At 69.3% G+C, this 15,417-nt stretch carries 13 protein-coding genes; 7 read left to right on the top strand and 6 right to left on the bottom strand.

Annotation, left to right across the window (positions count from 1 at the left end):
- Positions 1 to 35 precede the first annotated feature (35 nt).
- Positions 36 to 287: a sulfurtransferase TusA family protein gene (locus BM060_RS17855; RefSeq protein WP_074981519.1), complete on the bottom strand. Its 252-nt coding sequence runs from the start codon at positions 285 to 287 to the stop codon at positions 36 to 38.
- Between the two features lie 216 nt (positions 288 to 503).
- Between BM060_RS17855 and BM060_RS17850 the strand changes: the two genes are divergently transcribed.
- On the top strand, positions 504 to 1,940 hold the full coding sequence (locus BM060_RS17850; RefSeq protein ID WP_074981517.1) for a M48 family metalloprotease: 1,437 nt from the start codon (positions 504 to 506) through the stop codon (positions 1,938 to 1,940).
- Between the two features lie 379 nt (positions 1,941 to 2,319).
- Here BM060_RS17850 and nadA read toward each other — a convergent pair whose 3' ends face one another.
- A complete protein-coding gene (gene nadA / locus BM060_RS17845; protein ID WP_009616958.1) occupies positions 2,320 to 3,378 on the bottom strand; it encodes a quinolinate synthase NadA in 1,059 nt (352 codons plus the stop codon).
- Between the two features lie 217 nt (positions 3,379 to 3,595).
- Here nadA and BM060_RS17840 point away from each other — a divergent pair, with 217 nt between their 5' ends.
- From BM060_RS17840 to BM060_RS17830, 3 genes are all read left to right on the top strand, one after another.
- On the top strand, positions 3,596 to 4,750 hold the full coding sequence (locus tag BM060_RS17840; RefSeq protein ID WP_074981516.1) for an aromatic ring-hydroxylating oxygenase subunit alpha: 1,155 nt from the start codon (positions 3,596 to 3,598) through the stop codon (positions 4,748 to 4,750).
- 11 nt (positions 4,751 to 4,761) lie between these two features.
- A complete protein-coding gene (locus tag BM060_RS17835; protein WP_074981514.1) occupies positions 4,762 to 6,423 on the top strand; it encodes a choline dehydrogenase in 1,662 nt (553 codons plus the stop codon).
- Between the two features lie 112 nt (positions 6,424 to 6,535).
- Complete coding sequence (locus tag BM060_RS17830) at positions 6,536 to 7,582, top strand: GlxA family transcriptional regulator (protein WP_074981512.1); 1,047 nt, start codon at positions 6,536 to 6,538, stop codon at positions 7,580 to 7,582.
- Here BM060_RS17830 and BM060_RS17825 read toward each other — a convergent pair.
- Positions 7,570 to 8,319 carry a class II aldolase and adducin N-terminal domain-containing protein gene (locus BM060_RS17825; RefSeq protein WP_074981510.1) on the bottom strand — a complete coding sequence of 250 codons (750 nt, stop codon included), beginning with the start codon at positions 8,317 to 8,319 and terminating at the stop codon, positions 7,570 to 7,572. The genes BM060_RS17830 and BM060_RS17825 overlap by 13 nt on opposite strands.
- Positions 8,320 to 8,684: 365 nt before the next feature.
- On the opposite strand from BM060_RS17825, the gene BM060_RS17820 reads away from it, so the two are divergent.
- The 3 genes from BM060_RS17820 to BM060_RS17810 are packed head-to-tail and all read left to right on the top strand — an operon-like array spanning position 8,685 to position 10,636.
- Positions 8,685 to 9,482, top strand: a complete 798-nt coding sequence (locus BM060_RS17820; RefSeq protein WP_074981508.1) for an energy transducer TonB — start codon at positions 8,685 to 8,687, stop codon at positions 9,480 to 9,482.
- A 31-nt stretch (positions 9,483 to 9,513) separates the two neighbouring features.
- Entirely contained in the window at positions 9,514 to 10,233 is a 720-nt protein-coding gene (locus tag BM060_RS17815) for a MotA/TolQ/ExbB proton channel family protein (protein WP_074981506.1), read from the top strand.
- Between the two features lies 1 nt (position 10,234).
- Positions 10,235 to 10,636 (top strand): ExbD/TolR family protein, encoded by a 402-nt coding sequence (locus BM060_RS17810; RefSeq protein WP_074981504.1) that lies wholly within the window; start codon positions 10,235 to 10,237, stop codon positions 10,634 to 10,636.
- A 506-nt stretch (positions 10,637 to 11,142) separates the two neighbouring features.
- On the opposite strand, the gene BM060_RS17805 is transcribed toward BM060_RS17810, so the two are convergent.
- The 3 genes from BM060_RS17805 to BM060_RS17795 form a co-directional block, all read right to left on the bottom strand.
- Positions 11,143 to 12,753, bottom strand: a complete 1,611-nt coding sequence (locus BM060_RS17805; RefSeq protein ID WP_074981502.1) for an arylsulfatase — start codon at positions 12,751 to 12,753, stop codon at positions 11,143 to 11,145.
- Positions 12,754 to 12,869: 116 nt separating this feature from the next.
- Positions 12,870 to 13,697: an ABC transporter ATP-binding protein gene (locus tag BM060_RS17800; protein ID WP_074981498.1), complete on the bottom strand. Its 828-nt coding sequence runs from the start codon at positions 13,695 to 13,697 to the stop codon at positions 12,870 to 12,872.
- A complete protein-coding gene (locus BM060_RS17795) occupies positions 13,694 to 15,298 on the bottom strand; it encodes an ABC transporter permease (RefSeq protein ID WP_074981496.1) in 1,605 nt (534 codons plus the stop codon). Before BM060_RS17795 ends, BM060_RS17800 begins: the two co-directional genes overlap by 4 nt.
- Between the last annotated feature and the right edge of the window lie 119 nt (positions 15,299 to 15,417).

The following is a 15,417-nucleotide window of genomic DNA, read 5'->3' as shown; positions in this document are numbered from 1 at the left end:
CGATGAGGACGCCGTCCCGGGCGTCCGGAGGCGGGCTATTTCTTGCGCAACCAGTAGCGGTACAGGCCGTCTTCGACCTCTTCGCGCAGCAACTGGTGCCCGGCCAACTGGGCGAAGGCGCGGAAATCGCGCTGCGAGCCGGCATCGGTGGCCGTCACCTTGAGCACCTGGCCACTGGCCAGGCGGTTGAGCTCCAGCTTGGCCTTGAGCAGGGGCAAGGGACAATTGAGACCGCTGGCGTCCAGTTCCGCGTCACAAGGAATTTCAGCGGACGAGACAGGTGGCATGGCGACGCACTCCGAGATGGGCGCCCAAGAATACCGAATCCGTTGGAAAAGCCGCCAGGGGCCGGCATGCACGCGGCCTTAAGCGATCCTTCAGACGCGCGGCCTACAAGGGTTGGACGGCATCCGCACAGACGGCCGCCGGGCGCCGCCCCGACCTAGGCATGGGCGACGACCTGCGGCTAAAGTAGAGCCTTTCCCGGAACGAGCTCCCTGTACATGAAAGTACTGCGCCCCGCCCTGCTGTCGCTTGCCTGCCTGTTGGCCATGCCCACCCTGGCCGACGACCTGCCCGCCCTGGGCGACGCCAGCTCGTCCATCGTCTCGCCGGAGCAGGAATTCCAGCTCGGCCGCGCCTGGCTGAGCATGCTGCGCAACCAGGTCGACTCGATCAACGACACCCAGCTCAAGGACTTCGTCGAAAGCAGCGTCTACCGCCTGGCGGAAACCAGCGACCTGCAGGACCACCGCCTGGCCTTCATCCTGATCAAGGACCCGCAGATCAACGCCTTCGCCGCCCCCGGCGGCGTCATCGGCGTCAACGGCGGCCTGTTCCTCTACGCCCAGACCGAAGGCGAGTACGCCGCGGTGCTGGCCCACGAACTCGGCCACCTGATCCAGCGCCACTTCGCCCGTGGCCTGGAAGCGCAGAAGCAGATGCAGCTGCCGGTGATGGCGGCGATGCTCGCCGGTATCGTGGCCGCGGCGGCGGGCGCCGGGGATGCCGGCATCGCCGCCATCGCCTCGACCCAGGCGGCGGCGATCCAGAACCAGCTGCGCTTCTCCCGGCAGAACGAGCAGGAGGCCGACCGCGTCGGGGTGACCAACATGGTCCGCGCCGGCTACGACCCGCGCTCCATGCCGACCATGTTCGAGCGCCTGTCGCGGCAGTACCGCTACGACGCCAGGCCGCCGGAGTTCCTGCTCACCCACCCGGTGACCGATTCGCGTATCGCCGACACCCGCAACCGCGCCGAGCAGTACCCGCAGGGCGGCAAGGAAGACTCGCTGCGCTACCAGCAGATGCGCGCCCGCGTGCAGCTGATCTTCGAGGAAACCCCGGGCATCGCCGGCAAGCGCTTCCGCGCCATGCTCGACGACAACCCCAAGCTCGACGCCGCGCGCTACGGCCTGGCGCTGTCGCAGATCCGCGTCGGCCAGCTCAACGACGCCCGCGCCACCCTCCAGCCGCTGCTGGCCAAGGCGCCCAACGACGTGGCCTACAACCTGGCCCAGGTCGACCTGGACATCACCTCGAACAAGCTCGGCGACGCCCTCGCCCGGGTCCAGCGCCTGCTCGGCCAGTACCCCGGCAACTACCCGCTGGTCCAGGCCCAGGCCGACATCCTGCTCAAGCAGAACAAGGCCGCCGATGCCGAGAAGATCCTGATCAAGCTGAGCCAGGACCGCCCGCTGGACCCGGACGTCTGGAGCCGCCTGGCCGACGCCCGCACCATCGACGGCAACGCCATCGGCGTGCACCAGGCCCGCGCCGAGTACCTGGCGCTGACCGGCGACTACCCCTCGGCCATCGAGCAGCTGGACTTCGCCAAGCGCCGCGCCGGCGGCAACTTCACCCTGGCGGCCAAGCTGGACGCGCGCCAGCAGGCGTTCCGCGAGCAGGAGAAGATCCTCAAGGAGATGATGCGCGGTTAACCGGATCGCGGTCGTAGAAGCGATTGTGGGCTCTTCGTAGGAGCGAGCTTGCTCGCGAACAGGCTCCGCTGCGGGGCTTATTCGCGAGCAAGCTCGCTCCTACGAGAAGCAGTGCCCGCCGGCAGGGTCCGCGATAGCCGGACGTTCCGGCGCGATTCGCGGATAAGATCCGCTCCTACGCAACCCCACCCGCGCCATTGCCCTCGGGCACCGGTGTTCCGGCCAACGGCGGATAACCGCGAACGGTTATTCGCCCTACGCCCCACCCGCGCCATTCCCCTGTAGGAGCGCGCCCTGCGCGCGAATCGCGGGCAGGGCCCGCTCCTACAGTAAAAGAAAAGCCCGGCATCGCCGGGCTTTTTCATGTCCGCTGGAAGGCTCAGGCGTTGCCCGCCACCTTCAGCCTCGCCGCCTGGGTGAACTCCAGCATGCGCTTGAGCGGGCGGATGGCCCGCGGGATCAGCGCCGGGTCGACGAAGATCTCGCCGCTGCCTTCCTTCAGGCAGGCCAGGGTGCGCTCCAGGGTGTTCATGGCCATCCACGGGCAGTGCGCGCAGCTGCGGCAGGCCGCGCCGTTGCCGGCGGTGGGGGCCTCGATGAATTCCTTGTCCGGGCACAGCTGCTGCATCTTGTAGAAGATGCCGCGGTCGGTGGCGACGATGAAGCGCTTGTTCGGCAGGGTCTGCGCGGCCTTGATCAACTGGCTGGTGGAGCCCACCGCGTCGGCCAGCTCGACCACCGCCTCGGGCGACTCCGGGTGGACCAGGATGGCCGCGTCCGGGTACAGCGCCTTGAGGTCTTCCAGCTGCTTGGCCTTGAACTCCTCGTGGACGATGCAGGCGCCGTCCCAGAGCAGCATGTCGGCGCCGGTCTCGCGCTGGATGTAGCGGCCCAGGTGCTGGTCCGGGGCCCAGAGGATCGGCTCGCCGTTGTCCATCAGGTGCTCGACGATCTCCACCGCGCAGCTGGAGGTCACCACCCAGTCGGCGCGCGCCTTCACCGCCGCCGACGTGTTCGCATAGACCACCACGGTGCGTTCCGGGTGCTGGTCGCAGAAGGCCGAGAACTCCTCCACCGGGCAACCCAGGTCCAGCGAGCAGGTGGCCTCGAGGGTCGGCATCAGCACGCGCTTCTCGGGGTTGAGGATCTTCGCCGTCTCGCCCATGAAGCGCACCCCGGCCACCACCACGGTCTGCGCCGGGTGCTGGTTGCCGAAGCGGGCCATCTCCAGGGAGTCGGAGACGCAACCGCCGGTCTCCTCGGCCAGGGCCTGGATCACCGGGTCGCAATAGTAGTGCGCCACCAGCACGGCGTTCTGCGCCTTCAGCTCGGCGGCGATGGCCGCGCGGTACTCGGCCTCTTCCTGCGCGCTCAGCACACGGGGCTGCTTGGCGGCGAGGTGGGCCTGGACCAGGAGGCGTTCGGATATCTGCGTCATGTCTTCACTGCACCTGCGGGGGTACGACCAGCTGTGGGGGCGATTTTACATCGCCACGAAAGCGAGCGCGCGATCTTGCGGGGAAAGCCGCCGGGAGGCAAGCGCCGGCCGGCCGCGCCAACTTGTCGCATTCCATCAAGAGCGGGCGGTTCCGCTCCCCTAGATTGCTCTACAGCGAGCCCCCATCCCGAGGGGCGCTGCCTGGAGGAAACCAGACATGCAATCCGTCGAGCAGATCAAGCAGGGCACCCGCATCGAAGGCTGGGCCGAGCAGCGCCCGGAGGAAGCCTTCACCCTCCCCTCGCGCTATTTCTTCGATAAAAACATCTTCGCCGCCGAGCGCGACCGCATATTCATGAGCGCCTGGCACCTGGCCGGGCACCGCAACGAGTTCGCCGAGCCCGGGCAGTTCGTGGTCTGCGACATCTTCGACCAGAGCGTGGTGGTGGCCTGCGGCAACGACGGCAAGGTCAACGCCTTCCACAACGTCTGCCAGCACCGCGGCAACCGCCTGCTCGACGTGCGCCGCGGCGCCGACACCCGGGTGCTGCGCTGCGCCTACCACTCCTGGTGCTACGAGATGGACGGCAGCCTGCGCGGCGCGCCGCGCAGCGAACGACTGATCGCCTTCGACAAACAGCAGTTCAACATCCCGAAACTGCGCGTCGAGGAACTCGGCGGCTTCGTCTACTTCAACTTCGACGCCGAGGCGCCGTCGATGGCCGAACTGTTCCCCGGCGCCGACCAGGAAATGCGCGAGGTCTTCCCCGACCTCGGGCGGATGCGCCTGATCGAGGAGCAGGACGTGATAGTCCCGGCCAACTGGAAAGTCATCATGGACAACTCCATCGAGGGCTACCACTTCAAGCTCTCCGGGCCCTGCCACATAGATCTGGCCAGGCTCATCGATTTCAAGGGCTACCGCTTGAGCAAACGCGACAACTGGTGGACCTACATCGCCCCGGCCAACCTCGCCGCCGAGGAAGCCTACAGGGTACCGCTGAACGGCCCGCGCAACCCCGACGAACGCTTCTTCAACATCGGCCTGTGGCCGAACAACACTTTCTACACCTTCCCGTTCTCCGAGTTCCTCGGCACCTTCGTCATGATCCCGCTGGACGCCGAGCGCTCGCTGCTGCGCTTCGGCTACTACAGCCCCCACGAGACGGTGCCGGAGGTGTCCCACGCCTGCATGAAGTGGATGAACGAGGAACTCGGCCCGGAGGACATCGAGCTCAACGTCAGCGTGCAGAAGGGCCTGCACTCCCTGGGCTACGACCAGGGCCGCTACATGATCGACGCCGAGCGCAGCAACGAGAGCGAGCACCTGGTGCACCACTTCCACAAGCTGGTGTTCGACGGCATCCGCTGAGGAGACAGGCCATGCTCGCCACGGAATACGACTACGTCATCGTCGGCGCCGGCTCGGCCGGCTGCGTGCTGGCGCGGCGCCTGGGCGCGGACCCGGCGCTGCGCATCCTGGTGCTGGAGGCCGGCCCGGTGGACCGCAGCTGGACCATCGACATGCCCTCGGCGGTGGGCATAGTCGTCGGCGGCACCCGCTACAACTGGAGCTACGCCAGCGAGCCGGAGCCCTGGCTCGACGGCCGGCGCATCGGCACGCCGCGCGGGCGCACCCTGGGCGGCTCCTCGTCGATCAACGGCATGGTCTACGTCCGTGGCCACGCCCGCGACTACGACGGCTGGGCCGCGCGCGGCTGCGACGGCTGGAGCTACCGCGAGGTGCTGCCCTACTTCCGCCGCGCGCAGAGCCATCGCGACGGCGCCGACGCCTACCGCGGCGGCGACGGGCCGCTGCACGTCACCCCCGGCGATACCTCGCCGCCGCTGTGCCGGGCCTTCCTCGACGCCGGCCAGGAGGCCGGCTACGGCTACAGCGCCGACCTCAACGGCCAGCGCCAGGAAGCCTTCGGCCCGGTGGACCGCACCACCCGCGACGGCAAGCGCTGGAGCACCGCCCGCGGCTACCTGGCCGAGGCCCTGGCCGGCGGCAACGTCACGGTGGCAACCTCGGCGCTGAGCCGGCGCATCCTCTTCGACGGCGATGCGGCCTGCGGCGTGGAGTTCGAGATGGACGGCCAGCTGCACCAGGTGCGGGCACGCCGCGAGGTGCTGCTGAGCGCCGGGGCGATCAACTCGCCGCAGTTGCTGATGCTCTCCGGCATCGGCCCGGCCGAGGACCTGCAGCGCCTGGGCATCCGCCCGCTGCACGACCTGCCCGGCGTCGGCCAGCGCCTCAACGACCACCCGGACACCGTGGTGCAATACCGCTGCAAGCGCCCGGTGAGCATCTACCCCTGGACCCGCGCGCCGGGCAAATGGCTGGTGGGCGCGCGCTGGTTCGCCCGCCACGACGGCCTGGCGGCGAGCAACCACTTCGAGGTGGGCGCATTCATCCGCTCGCGGGCCGGCATCGAGCATCCCGACCTGCAACTGACCTTCATGCCCCTGGCGGTGCAGCCGGGCAGCGTCGACCTGGTGCCCGACCACGCCTTCCAGGTGCACATCGACCTGATGCGCCCCACCAGCCTGGGCAGCGTCACGCTCGCCAGCGCCGACCCGCGCCAGGCGCCGCGCATCCTCTTCAACTACCTGAAGACCGCGCGCGACCGCGAGGACATGCGCGCCGGCGCCCGCCTGGTGCGCGAAGTGCTGGCGCAACCGGCGATGCGCGCCTTCGCCGGCGAGGAACTGGTGCCCGGCGCCGACCAGCTCAGCGATGCCCAGCTCGACGCCTGGGCCCGCCGCGTCACGGAAACCGGCTACCACGCCAGCGGCACCTGCAAGATGGGCCCGGCCGATGACGCCGAAGCGGTGGTCGACGCGCAACTGCGCGTACATGGCCTGCGCGGCTTGCGCGTGGTGGATGCGTCGATCATGCCGGAGATCGTCAGCGGCAACACCAACGCGCCGACAGTGATGATCGCCGAGAAGGCCAGCGACCTGATCCTCGGCCGCGCGCCGCTGCCGCCCAGCGACGCGCCGGTGTGGCTGCACCCGCGCTGGCGCGAATGCCAGCGCTGACGCGGCCCTTGCCAAACCCGGCCGACTGCCTTTGCATAGAGGCCGTGGGCCTTTCCCCTCCACGAGGCGCCGGCCGAAGCAGCCGCCGCCCAGCACAGTGCCGGATGCAGCCATGACCCTCACCGAACGCGCCGACTGGCCGCCCCTCGCCCGCGAACCCCAGCGCATCGGCATCCTGCTGTTGCCGTGCTTCTCCAACTTCGGCCTGGCGGCGCTGATCGAGCCGCTGTCGATCGCCAACTGGCTGGCCCAGCGCAAGCTGTTCGACTGGACCCTGCTGTCGCTCGACGGCAAGCCGGTGCCGGCCAGCAACGGCCTGCTCGCCGCCGCCCAGCAGGGCATCGGCGAGCCGGGCGAGTTCGACGTCTGCGCGGTAATCGCCAGCTTCGACGTGCACCGCCACGCCCGCGACGCCGCGCTCAAGGCCTGGCTCAAGCGCCAGGCGGCGTTCGGCGCGGTGCTGATGGGCATCGAGACCGGCAGCGAGCTGCTGGCCGCCGCCGGCGTGCTCGACGGCCACCCCGCCGCGGTGCACTGGGACAACCTGCAGGGCTTCCAGGAAAGCTACCCGCGCGTGCAGACCCGCGCGCAGCTCTACTCGGTCGGCCGCAAGCGCCTGACCTGCGCCGGCGCCACCGCGGTGCTGGACATGATGCTGGGCTGGCTGGAAGGCGTGGCCGGCGCCGGCCTGGCCCGCGAGGTGGCGATGCACATGCTGGTGGAGCGCGTGCGCGAACCCCAGGTCGGCCAGGTGACCGGCTTCCAGCACCGCCTGCACGCCCAGGCCGGGCGCCTGGGGCGGGCCATCGCGCTGATGGAACAGCACCTGGAGGAGCCGCTGAGCTGCGAGGCGCTGGCCGCGCGCGTCGGCCTGTCGCGCCGCCAGCTGGAACGGCAGTTCATGCAGCACACCGGGCTGACGCCGCTGAAGTACTACCTGGCCCTGCGCCTGGCGCGGGCCCACAACCTGCTGCAGCAGACACGCATGAGCGTGGCCCAGGTCGCCGCCAGCGCCGGCTTCGGCTCGCTGGAGCACTTCTCCCGCGCCTATCGCGCGCGCTTCGGCTGCACGCCGAGCAGCGACCGCTCGCAAAGCCTGGAGGCACCGGTCATGCGCCAGCCCCTGGCGCATGACCATCTGCCGGCTCAGCTGCGGTAGTCCGGCTCCTCCTCGTCGAGGATGCCCTGCAGCGCGGCGAAGTGGCGGCGGGCGAAGTCCGGGTAGTCCAGCCACTGCCGCGCGGTCTTGCGCGCCACCGCGTCGCTGGCGATGCGCAGCGGGCGCCCCGTGGCCAGCGCGGTGAGGTAGACCTCGCAGGCCCGCTCGAAGTAGTACAGGTCGTCGAAGGCCTGGGCCACGCTGGGCGCCGCCACCAGCACGCCGTGGTTGCCCATCAGCAGAATCGGCTTGTCGCCCAGTTGGTGGCTGACGCGCTCGGCCTCGTCGCCCAGGCCCATGCCGTCGAAGCCTTCGTCGATGGCCACGCGCTCGAAAAAGCGCATGGAGTTCTGCTCGATCGGCGGCAGCCGTGAATCGGCCAGGCAGGCCAGCGCGGTGGCGTACTTCGAATGCACGTGGAGGATGCAGCGCGCGTGCGGATGGCGCCGGTGCAGCGCGCCGTGCAGGGCCCAGGCGGTGATGTCGGGGGCGTCGGGGCGCTCCAGCGCCGATGGGTCGTCGGCGTCCAGCAGCAACAGGTCACTGGCGCGGACGCGTGAGAAATGACGGCCGTAGGGGTTGATCAGGAAGCGCCGGCCGTCCTCGGACACGGCCAGGCTGAAGTGGTTGGCGATGGCCTCGTGCAGGCCCAGGCGCGCGGCCCAGCGGAAGGCGCAGGCCAGCTCGGCGCGGGCCTGGGCATGGGCCTCGGGAAAGGCGATGGCTTCGGTGTGCATGGCGGCGGCTCCTCGACACGGGCGCACCCGGCGGGCGCGCATCCGTTGGCCCCGAGTCTAGGGAGCGGGCCGGCGTCGGCTTGACGCGATGCGACGGGCCCTGTCGCGAAGGCTCTGGAACGGGCTTCGGCGCCCAGCCCTGCGGGCATATTTTTCATGCCGTAAAGGCATGAAGTCCTCCGCCGGATCGGCCAAGCCCTAGTGCCACGCCGCCTGCAGCGATCCGCGCGAATCACTTATTCCTTAAGGAAATTTAAATAAGGCAAATAATTACTTTAATAGCTAAGGCGCTCCCTCAATCATCCAGCCCATACCCGGCGCCTCCACGGTGCCGCGCTTTCGCCAGAAACCCGAGGAGATCGTCCATGGCCAACCCCCAGCCCGCCGTCGCGCAGGACCCGCTCCTGCGCCACGCGCCCGGTGGCGATATGGTCGAGCTGGGCCGGCCGCTGCGCCCGCCCCTGCAGCTGGTGCGCCACGTGCCGGCGAAACACAACGTGCTGGGCCGCCGCGAAGCGCTGCTGCTCGGCCTGCTGGTCCTGACCCTGCATGGCTCCGTGGCCTACTGGCTGAGCCAGCAGCCCACGCCCAAGCTGCCGGAGGTGCCGCCGCAGGTACCGCCCATGACCATCGAATTCAGCGCCCCCACCCCGCCGGTGGTGGAGCCGCCACCGCCCGAGCCGACGCCGCCGGTAGTGGAAGAACCGCCGCCGCCCGTGGTGGACGAGAACGCGGTGAAACCGCCGCCGCCCAAGCCGATCCCCAAGCCCAAGCCGAAACCCGTGGCCAAACCCAAGCCGGTGGAACAGCCGCCCGCGCCGCCCAAGGCGGAGACCCCGCCGGCACCGCCCGCGCGCCCTGCTCCGCCGGCGCCGGCCCCGGTCACGCCGCCCTCGGCCCACGCCGGCTACCTGCACAACCCGGCGCCGGAATACCCGGCCCTGGCGCAGCGCCGCGGCTGGGAAGGCACGGTGCTGCTGCGCGTCCACGTGCTGGCCAGCGGCGGCCCGAGCGAAATCCAGGTGCAGACCTCCAGCGGCCGCGAGGCCCTCGACCAGGCGGCGATCAAGGCCGTGCAGCGCTGGAAGTTCGTACCCGCCAAACGCGGCGACGTGGCCCAGGACGGCTGGGTCAGCGTGCCCATCGACTTCAAACTGAATTGATCTGCGACGAGTTCGCACAGGAGAGAACCCCATGAGTCTGCCCCTCAACCCCGTGGAATCCGTCGAAGGCGCGGTGATCTGGCTGCTGGCCGGCTTCTCCGTCCTCACCTGGAGCCTGGCCCTGGTCAAGGGCATCCAGTTCGGCCGGCAGAAGTCCCAGGACCGCCGCTTCCAGAAGCAGTTCTGGGGCGCCACCAGCCTCGAATCGGCCGGCGAGCAGTCCGCCGGCCAGCCCGGCGCCGGCGCCCGCGTGGCCCAGGCCGGCTTCGCCGCCATCCAGGTGCCGGACGGCAACCAGCATGACCTGGCCCAGTCGATCAACCACCAGGACCGCCTGGAACGCGCCCTGCGCCAGCAGATCCAGCGCGAACGGCGCTCCCTGGAATCGGGCCTGGCGGTGCTCGCCTCGATCGGCTCCACCTCGCCCTTCATCGGCCTGTTCGGCACCGTGTGGGGCATCATGGAAGCGCTCAAGGGCATCAGCGCCGCGGGCTCGGCGAGCCTGGAAACCGTGGCCGGCCCGATCGGCTCGGCGCTGATCGCCACCGGCGTGGGCATCGCCGTCGCCGTGCCCGCGGTGCTGGTCTACAACTACTTCCTGCGCCGCCTGAAGCTCACCGCGGCCGACCTTGACGACTTCGCCCACGACTTCTACAGCCTCGCCCAGAAGAGCGCCTTCCGCGTCATCGTGCACCCCGCCACGGCCCGCAAGCCGGTGGCCGGCGGCAAGAACGTGAAGGAGGCGAGCTGACATGGCCTTCTCGACTCAGGACAGCGACGAGGTTCTTTCCGAGATCAACGTCACCCCGCTGGTGGACGTGATGCTGGTGCTGCTGGTGGTGTTCATCGTCACCGCGCCGCTGCTGACCAACGCCATCCCGATCAACCTGCCCAAGACCGAATCGGTGGCCCCGCCGGAGCGCAAGGACCCGCTGGTGGTCAGCATCGACGGCGCCGGCAAGTGGTTCATCAACAAGGACGAAATCCAGCCCGAACTGCTGCAGGGCAGCCTGGAGGCGGCCAAGGCCAAGGAACCTGAACTGCGCGTGCAGCTGCAGGCCGACGAGGGCGTGAACTACGGCCAGGTGGCCAAGGCCATGGCCTCGATCGAAAAGGCCGGGATCACCAAGCTGTCGGTGATCACGGCGCGCTGAGAAGTTCCGCGCGGTTCTTCGTGTAATACCCCATCGAAACATCCGTTCTTCCAGGTCGCTTTCTTCAACTCAGGCAGGGGAAAGCGGCCTTTTTTTATCTTCGAGAAAGGGCCTTGGGTATGCCGCGTTTCCCCGTAGGAGCGGACCTTGTCCGCGATAGCCGGGCATCCCGGCGCGATTCGCGGATAAGATCCGCTCCTACCGTACGGGCAGGCACGGCTTCTCGTAGGAGAGAGCTTGCTCGCGAATGAGCCCTGCAGCGGAGTCTGTTCGCGAGCAAGCTCGCTCCTACGAAGAGCCCCCCAGCGCTGACGCGGGATGGTGTTTCCTGTCCCGCCGTTCCCAACGACGAATCATCGCGGATGTCGCCATTCCCATGTAGGAGCGCGCCCTGCGCGCGATTCGCGGGCAGGGCCCGCTCCTACAACTGTGCCTCCCTGGTACCGCGGACTACAAAACAAAAACCCCGAGCATCGCTGCCCGGGGCTTTTTCGTCGCTCAACGCATCACTTCACCAGAAACGGCGAAGCCCCCTCCACCACGCCGGTCTCGTTGACGTACTGCTTCCAGTGCTCGATCAGCTCCGCCAGCTTGCCCGGCTGGGCCTCGGCCAGGTCGTGGATCTCGCCCGGATCCTTGCCCAGGTCGTACAGCTGCCAACTGGCCGGCCCCACTGGCGCGGGGATGTACACCGCCTTCCAATCGCCCTGGCGAATGGCGCGCATGCCGAACAGCTCCCAGCCGGTCACGGTCTTCTCGTCGTGGGCGCGTTCGGTCTCGCCGGAGAGCCAGCCCAGCCAGGACTTGCCGCGCGGCTCGGCGACCTCGCGGCCGCGCCAGCGCTTGCCCGGGTGGCGCACGCCGGCCAGGTCGAGGAGGGTCGGAGTGATGTCCATGACAGTGGCGAACTGCTCGCTGATCACGCCCTGACGCGCCAGCTGCGGGTAGCGTACGAAAGCCGGCACGCGGATGCCGCCCTCGGTGGTGAAGGCCTTGAACAGCCGCGACGGCGCGGTGGCCGCCTGGGCCCAGCGCGGGCCGTACCAGACGTAGGAGTCGGCGCGGCCGATGTTCTCCAGGCTGTTGTCGTAGTGCTGGTCGAGGAAGCCCAGCAGGTCCGGGCCGAACTTCGGGAAGGCCTCCAGCAGCGCGCCCTCGGCGCCGTTGTCGGACATGAACAGGACAAAGGTGTTGTCCAGTTCGCCCTGCCGGCGCAGGTAGTCGACCACCCGGCCGATGTTCCAGTCCATGCGCTCGACCATCGCCGCGTAGACCTCCATGGCCCGCGCCGACTTGGCCCGCTCCTCGTCGCTCAGCGCCTCCCACTCGCGGCTGATGGCGACCACCGCGTGCGCCTCGACGTCCTGCGCCACCAGGCCCAAATCCTTGAGCCGCGCCAGGCGTTCCTGGCGCAGCGCCTCGGGGCCGGCGTCGTAGCGGCCGCGGTACTTGTCCACCACCTCCTTGGGCGCCTGCAGCGGCCAGTGCGGCGCGGAGAACGGCAGGTAAGCGAAGAACGGTCGCGCCTGGTCGCGCTCCTTGAGGTACTGCAGCAGCTTGTCGCCGAAGGCGTCGGAGGAATAGAAGCCCTCGGGCAGTTGCTCGACGAACCGGTCGTCCTCGATGTAGAGCGCCGGCGTGCCCTTGAGGATGCGCGGCGTGCTTTCGTCGTAGGGCGGCTCGTAGCCGTAGTGGTTGGCGGCGCCGGGCAGCAGCGAGAAGGAACGCTCGAAGCCGCGCGCGTGGGGCGCCTGCTCGGCCTTCAGGCCCAGGTGCCACTTGCCGGCCATCAGCGTCTGGTAGCCGGCCTCGCGCAGCAGTTCGGGCAGCGCCACCACGCGCTCGTTGAGGTAGCCCTCGTAGCCGGGCTTGCCTTCCAGCTCCGGGGTCAGCGCCTCGGCCATGGTGCCGATGCCGGCGATGTGATGGTCGGTGCCGGTGAGCAGCATCGAGCGCGTCGGCGAGCAGGTCGGCGCGGTGTGGAAGTCAGTCAGGCGCAGGCCGGCGTGGGCCAGGGCGTCGAGGTTGGGCGTGGCGATCTCGCCGCCGAAGGCGCCGATGTCGGAGAAGCCGAGGTCGTCGGCGACTATCACCAGGAAGTTGGGGCGTTTGCTCATGTCGAAACTCGGTCGGTGTTTGGGGTAGGCCTTGTAGGAGCGAGCTTGCTCGCGAACCGCATGGCACTGCGTTTGTTCGCGAGCAAGCTCGCTCCTACAAAAAAAGAAGAGGCGCCTCAGCAGGCGATGAACTCGAACGGCAGGTTCTCCACCCGCCTGGGCTGCGGCGCGAGGTAGTCGCCATCGCCGGTCAGCTCGTGCAGCAGTTCCTCGCGCAGGCGCAGGAAGTCGAAGCCGCCGCGCTCGCGCGGGTGCGCCAGGGGCACCTCGACGATGCGCTTGATGCGCCCCGGGCGCGGCGCCATGACCACCACGCGGTCGGCCAGGAACAGCGCCTCCTCCACGTCGTGGGTCACCAGCAGGGTGGTGATGCGCTCGCGCTCGCGGATGCGCAGCAGCTCTTCCTGCAACTGCTGGCGGGTCAGCGCGTCGAGGGCGCCGAAGGGTTCGTCCAGCAGCAGGATGCGCGGGCTGGCCACCAGGCCGCGGGCGATGGCCACGCGCTGGGCCATGCCGCCGGAAAGCTGGTGCGGGTAGGCGCGACTGAACGCGGACAGGCCGACCAGCTCGAGGTACTCGGCGACCTTGCGCGCCCTGCCCTCCTCGCTCAGCGGCTCGTTGACCAGGCCCAGGGAGACGTTCTGCTCCACCGTCAGCCAGGGGAACAGGCGGTGCTCCTGGAACACGATGCCGCGCTCGCCGCCGATGCCGTCGATGGCCTTGTCGCCGATGCGGATCTCGCCGCGGTATTCGCGGTCCAGGCCCACCAGCAGGCGCAGCAGGGTGGACTTGCCGCAGCCGCTGGCGCCGACGATGGCGATGAACTCGCCCTCGGCGATGTCCAGGTCGAAGCGCTGGATGGCCTCCAGTTGCCGGCCGTCCACCGGGAAGCTCTTGCCGACCTGGCGGAAGCTCACCAGCGGCGCGGAAGTGAAAGCGTTCATGCGTGTCTCCAGCGCGTGGCGCGCGCTTCGATGCGTTGTCCGAGGGTGCCGAGCAGGGCGCCGGTGAGGCCGACCAGGAGCATCCCGGCGCTGACCAGGTCCATGCGGAACAGCTGCTGGGCGCCGATCATCAGGCTGCCGATGCCGCCGTCCGAGGGCATGAAGTACTCGGCGCCGATGGTGCCCAGCCAGGCGTAGATCAGGCCCAGGCGCAGGCCGGCGAAGATCGACGGCGCCGCGCCCGGCAACACCAGGCGGTGCAGACGCTGCCAGGGCGACAGGCGCAGCACGCGGGCGGCCTCGCCCAGTTGCGCCGGCAGGCTGGCGATGCCGCGCTGGGTGGCCAGCAGCAGCGGGAAGAAACTGGCCAGGGCGACGAACACCACCTTGGCTGCCTCGCCCAGGCCGAACCAGGCGGTGAGCAACGGCACCCAGGCGAAGATCGCCACCTGGCGCAGGGCCGAGAACGACGGGCCGAGCAGGCGCTCCGCCGGGCGCCACAGCCCCAGCGCCAGGCCCAGCAGGAAACCGGCGCCACCGCCCAGCAGCAGGCCCAGCAGGGAACGCTGCAGGCTGGCCAGCAAGGCCGTCGGCAGGCTGCCGTCGAGCAGGCCGCGCCAGGTGGCCTCGACCACCGCGGCGGGGCTGGCGAGGATGGCCGGGTCGACCCACTGGCCGACGCTCGCCGCCTGCCACAGGCCGACCAGCGCCAGCGGCAGCAGCCAGGGCTGCAGGCGCTGCCAGCCCTGGCCACGGACGCCACGGCGGAACTCGCCGGCGGCCTGCTGCGGCCAGCGCACCAGGCGCCGCTCCAGGGCCTGGATGCCCTGGTCCATGGCCGCGCCCACCAGGCCGATGACGAGGATGCAGACGAACACCACGTCGAGCATGAACAGTTGGCGGCTCTGCACCATCAGGTAGCCGATGCCCTCGCTGGAGGCCAGCAGCTCCACCGCCAGCAGCGAGGTCCAGCCCTGGGCCAGGGCCAGGCGCACGCCGGTGAGGAAAGCCGGCAGCGCCGCCGGCAACAGCAGCCGGCGCACCAGCAGCGGCGGCGGCAGACGCAGCACGGCGGCGGCCTCGCGCAGCCTGGGCTGGGCGTCGCGCACACCGACCAGGGTGTGTAGCGCCACCGGGACTATCACCGCCTTGACCAGCACCACCAGCTTGAGCAGTTCGCCGATGCCGAAGAACAGCATGAACAGCGGAATCCAGGCCAGCGTGGGGACCTGCGCCAGGGCCAGGAAGGTCGGCAGCACGAAGCGCTCGGCGCTGCGGCTGAAACCCAGCCAGGCGCCCAGCGCCGCGCCGCTGGCGATGCCGGCGAGCAGGCCCCAGAACAGCCGCTGCAGGCTGATCCACAGTTGCAGCCAGAGCTCGCCGGCGAACAGCTCGCGGGCGCTCTGCCAGACCAGCGCCGGCGCCGGCAGTATCTGCGCGGACATCCAGTGCTGGTCGGCGGCCAGCCACCAGAGAACGAACAGGGCCACCGGCAACAACCAGGGCAGCAAGCGCGGGGCGATCAGCGCCAGCCGCTGCGAGGCGGCGGTGCTTGAGGAGGGGTACACAGGCAAGGCGAGTGCCTTAGAAATATTCTTCATTGGAATATGAAAAAATCTATCAATGCATTTATGAGCTAAGAGCCCTCATTTAAGGGAAGCCTCCCCAGCGCAGCCAATGCATTCGACGAATATTTTTTATGCCTTTCGTGCATTCGCCC

Source organism: Pseudomonas citronellolis, from assembly GCF_900112375.1.
Lineage (GTDB): Bacteria > Pseudomonadota > Gammaproteobacteria > Pseudomonadales > Pseudomonadaceae > Pseudomonas > Pseudomonas citronellolis.
Note: the sequence above shows the minus strand (reverse complement) of the source record. Positions and strands in the feature narration are given on the sequence as shown.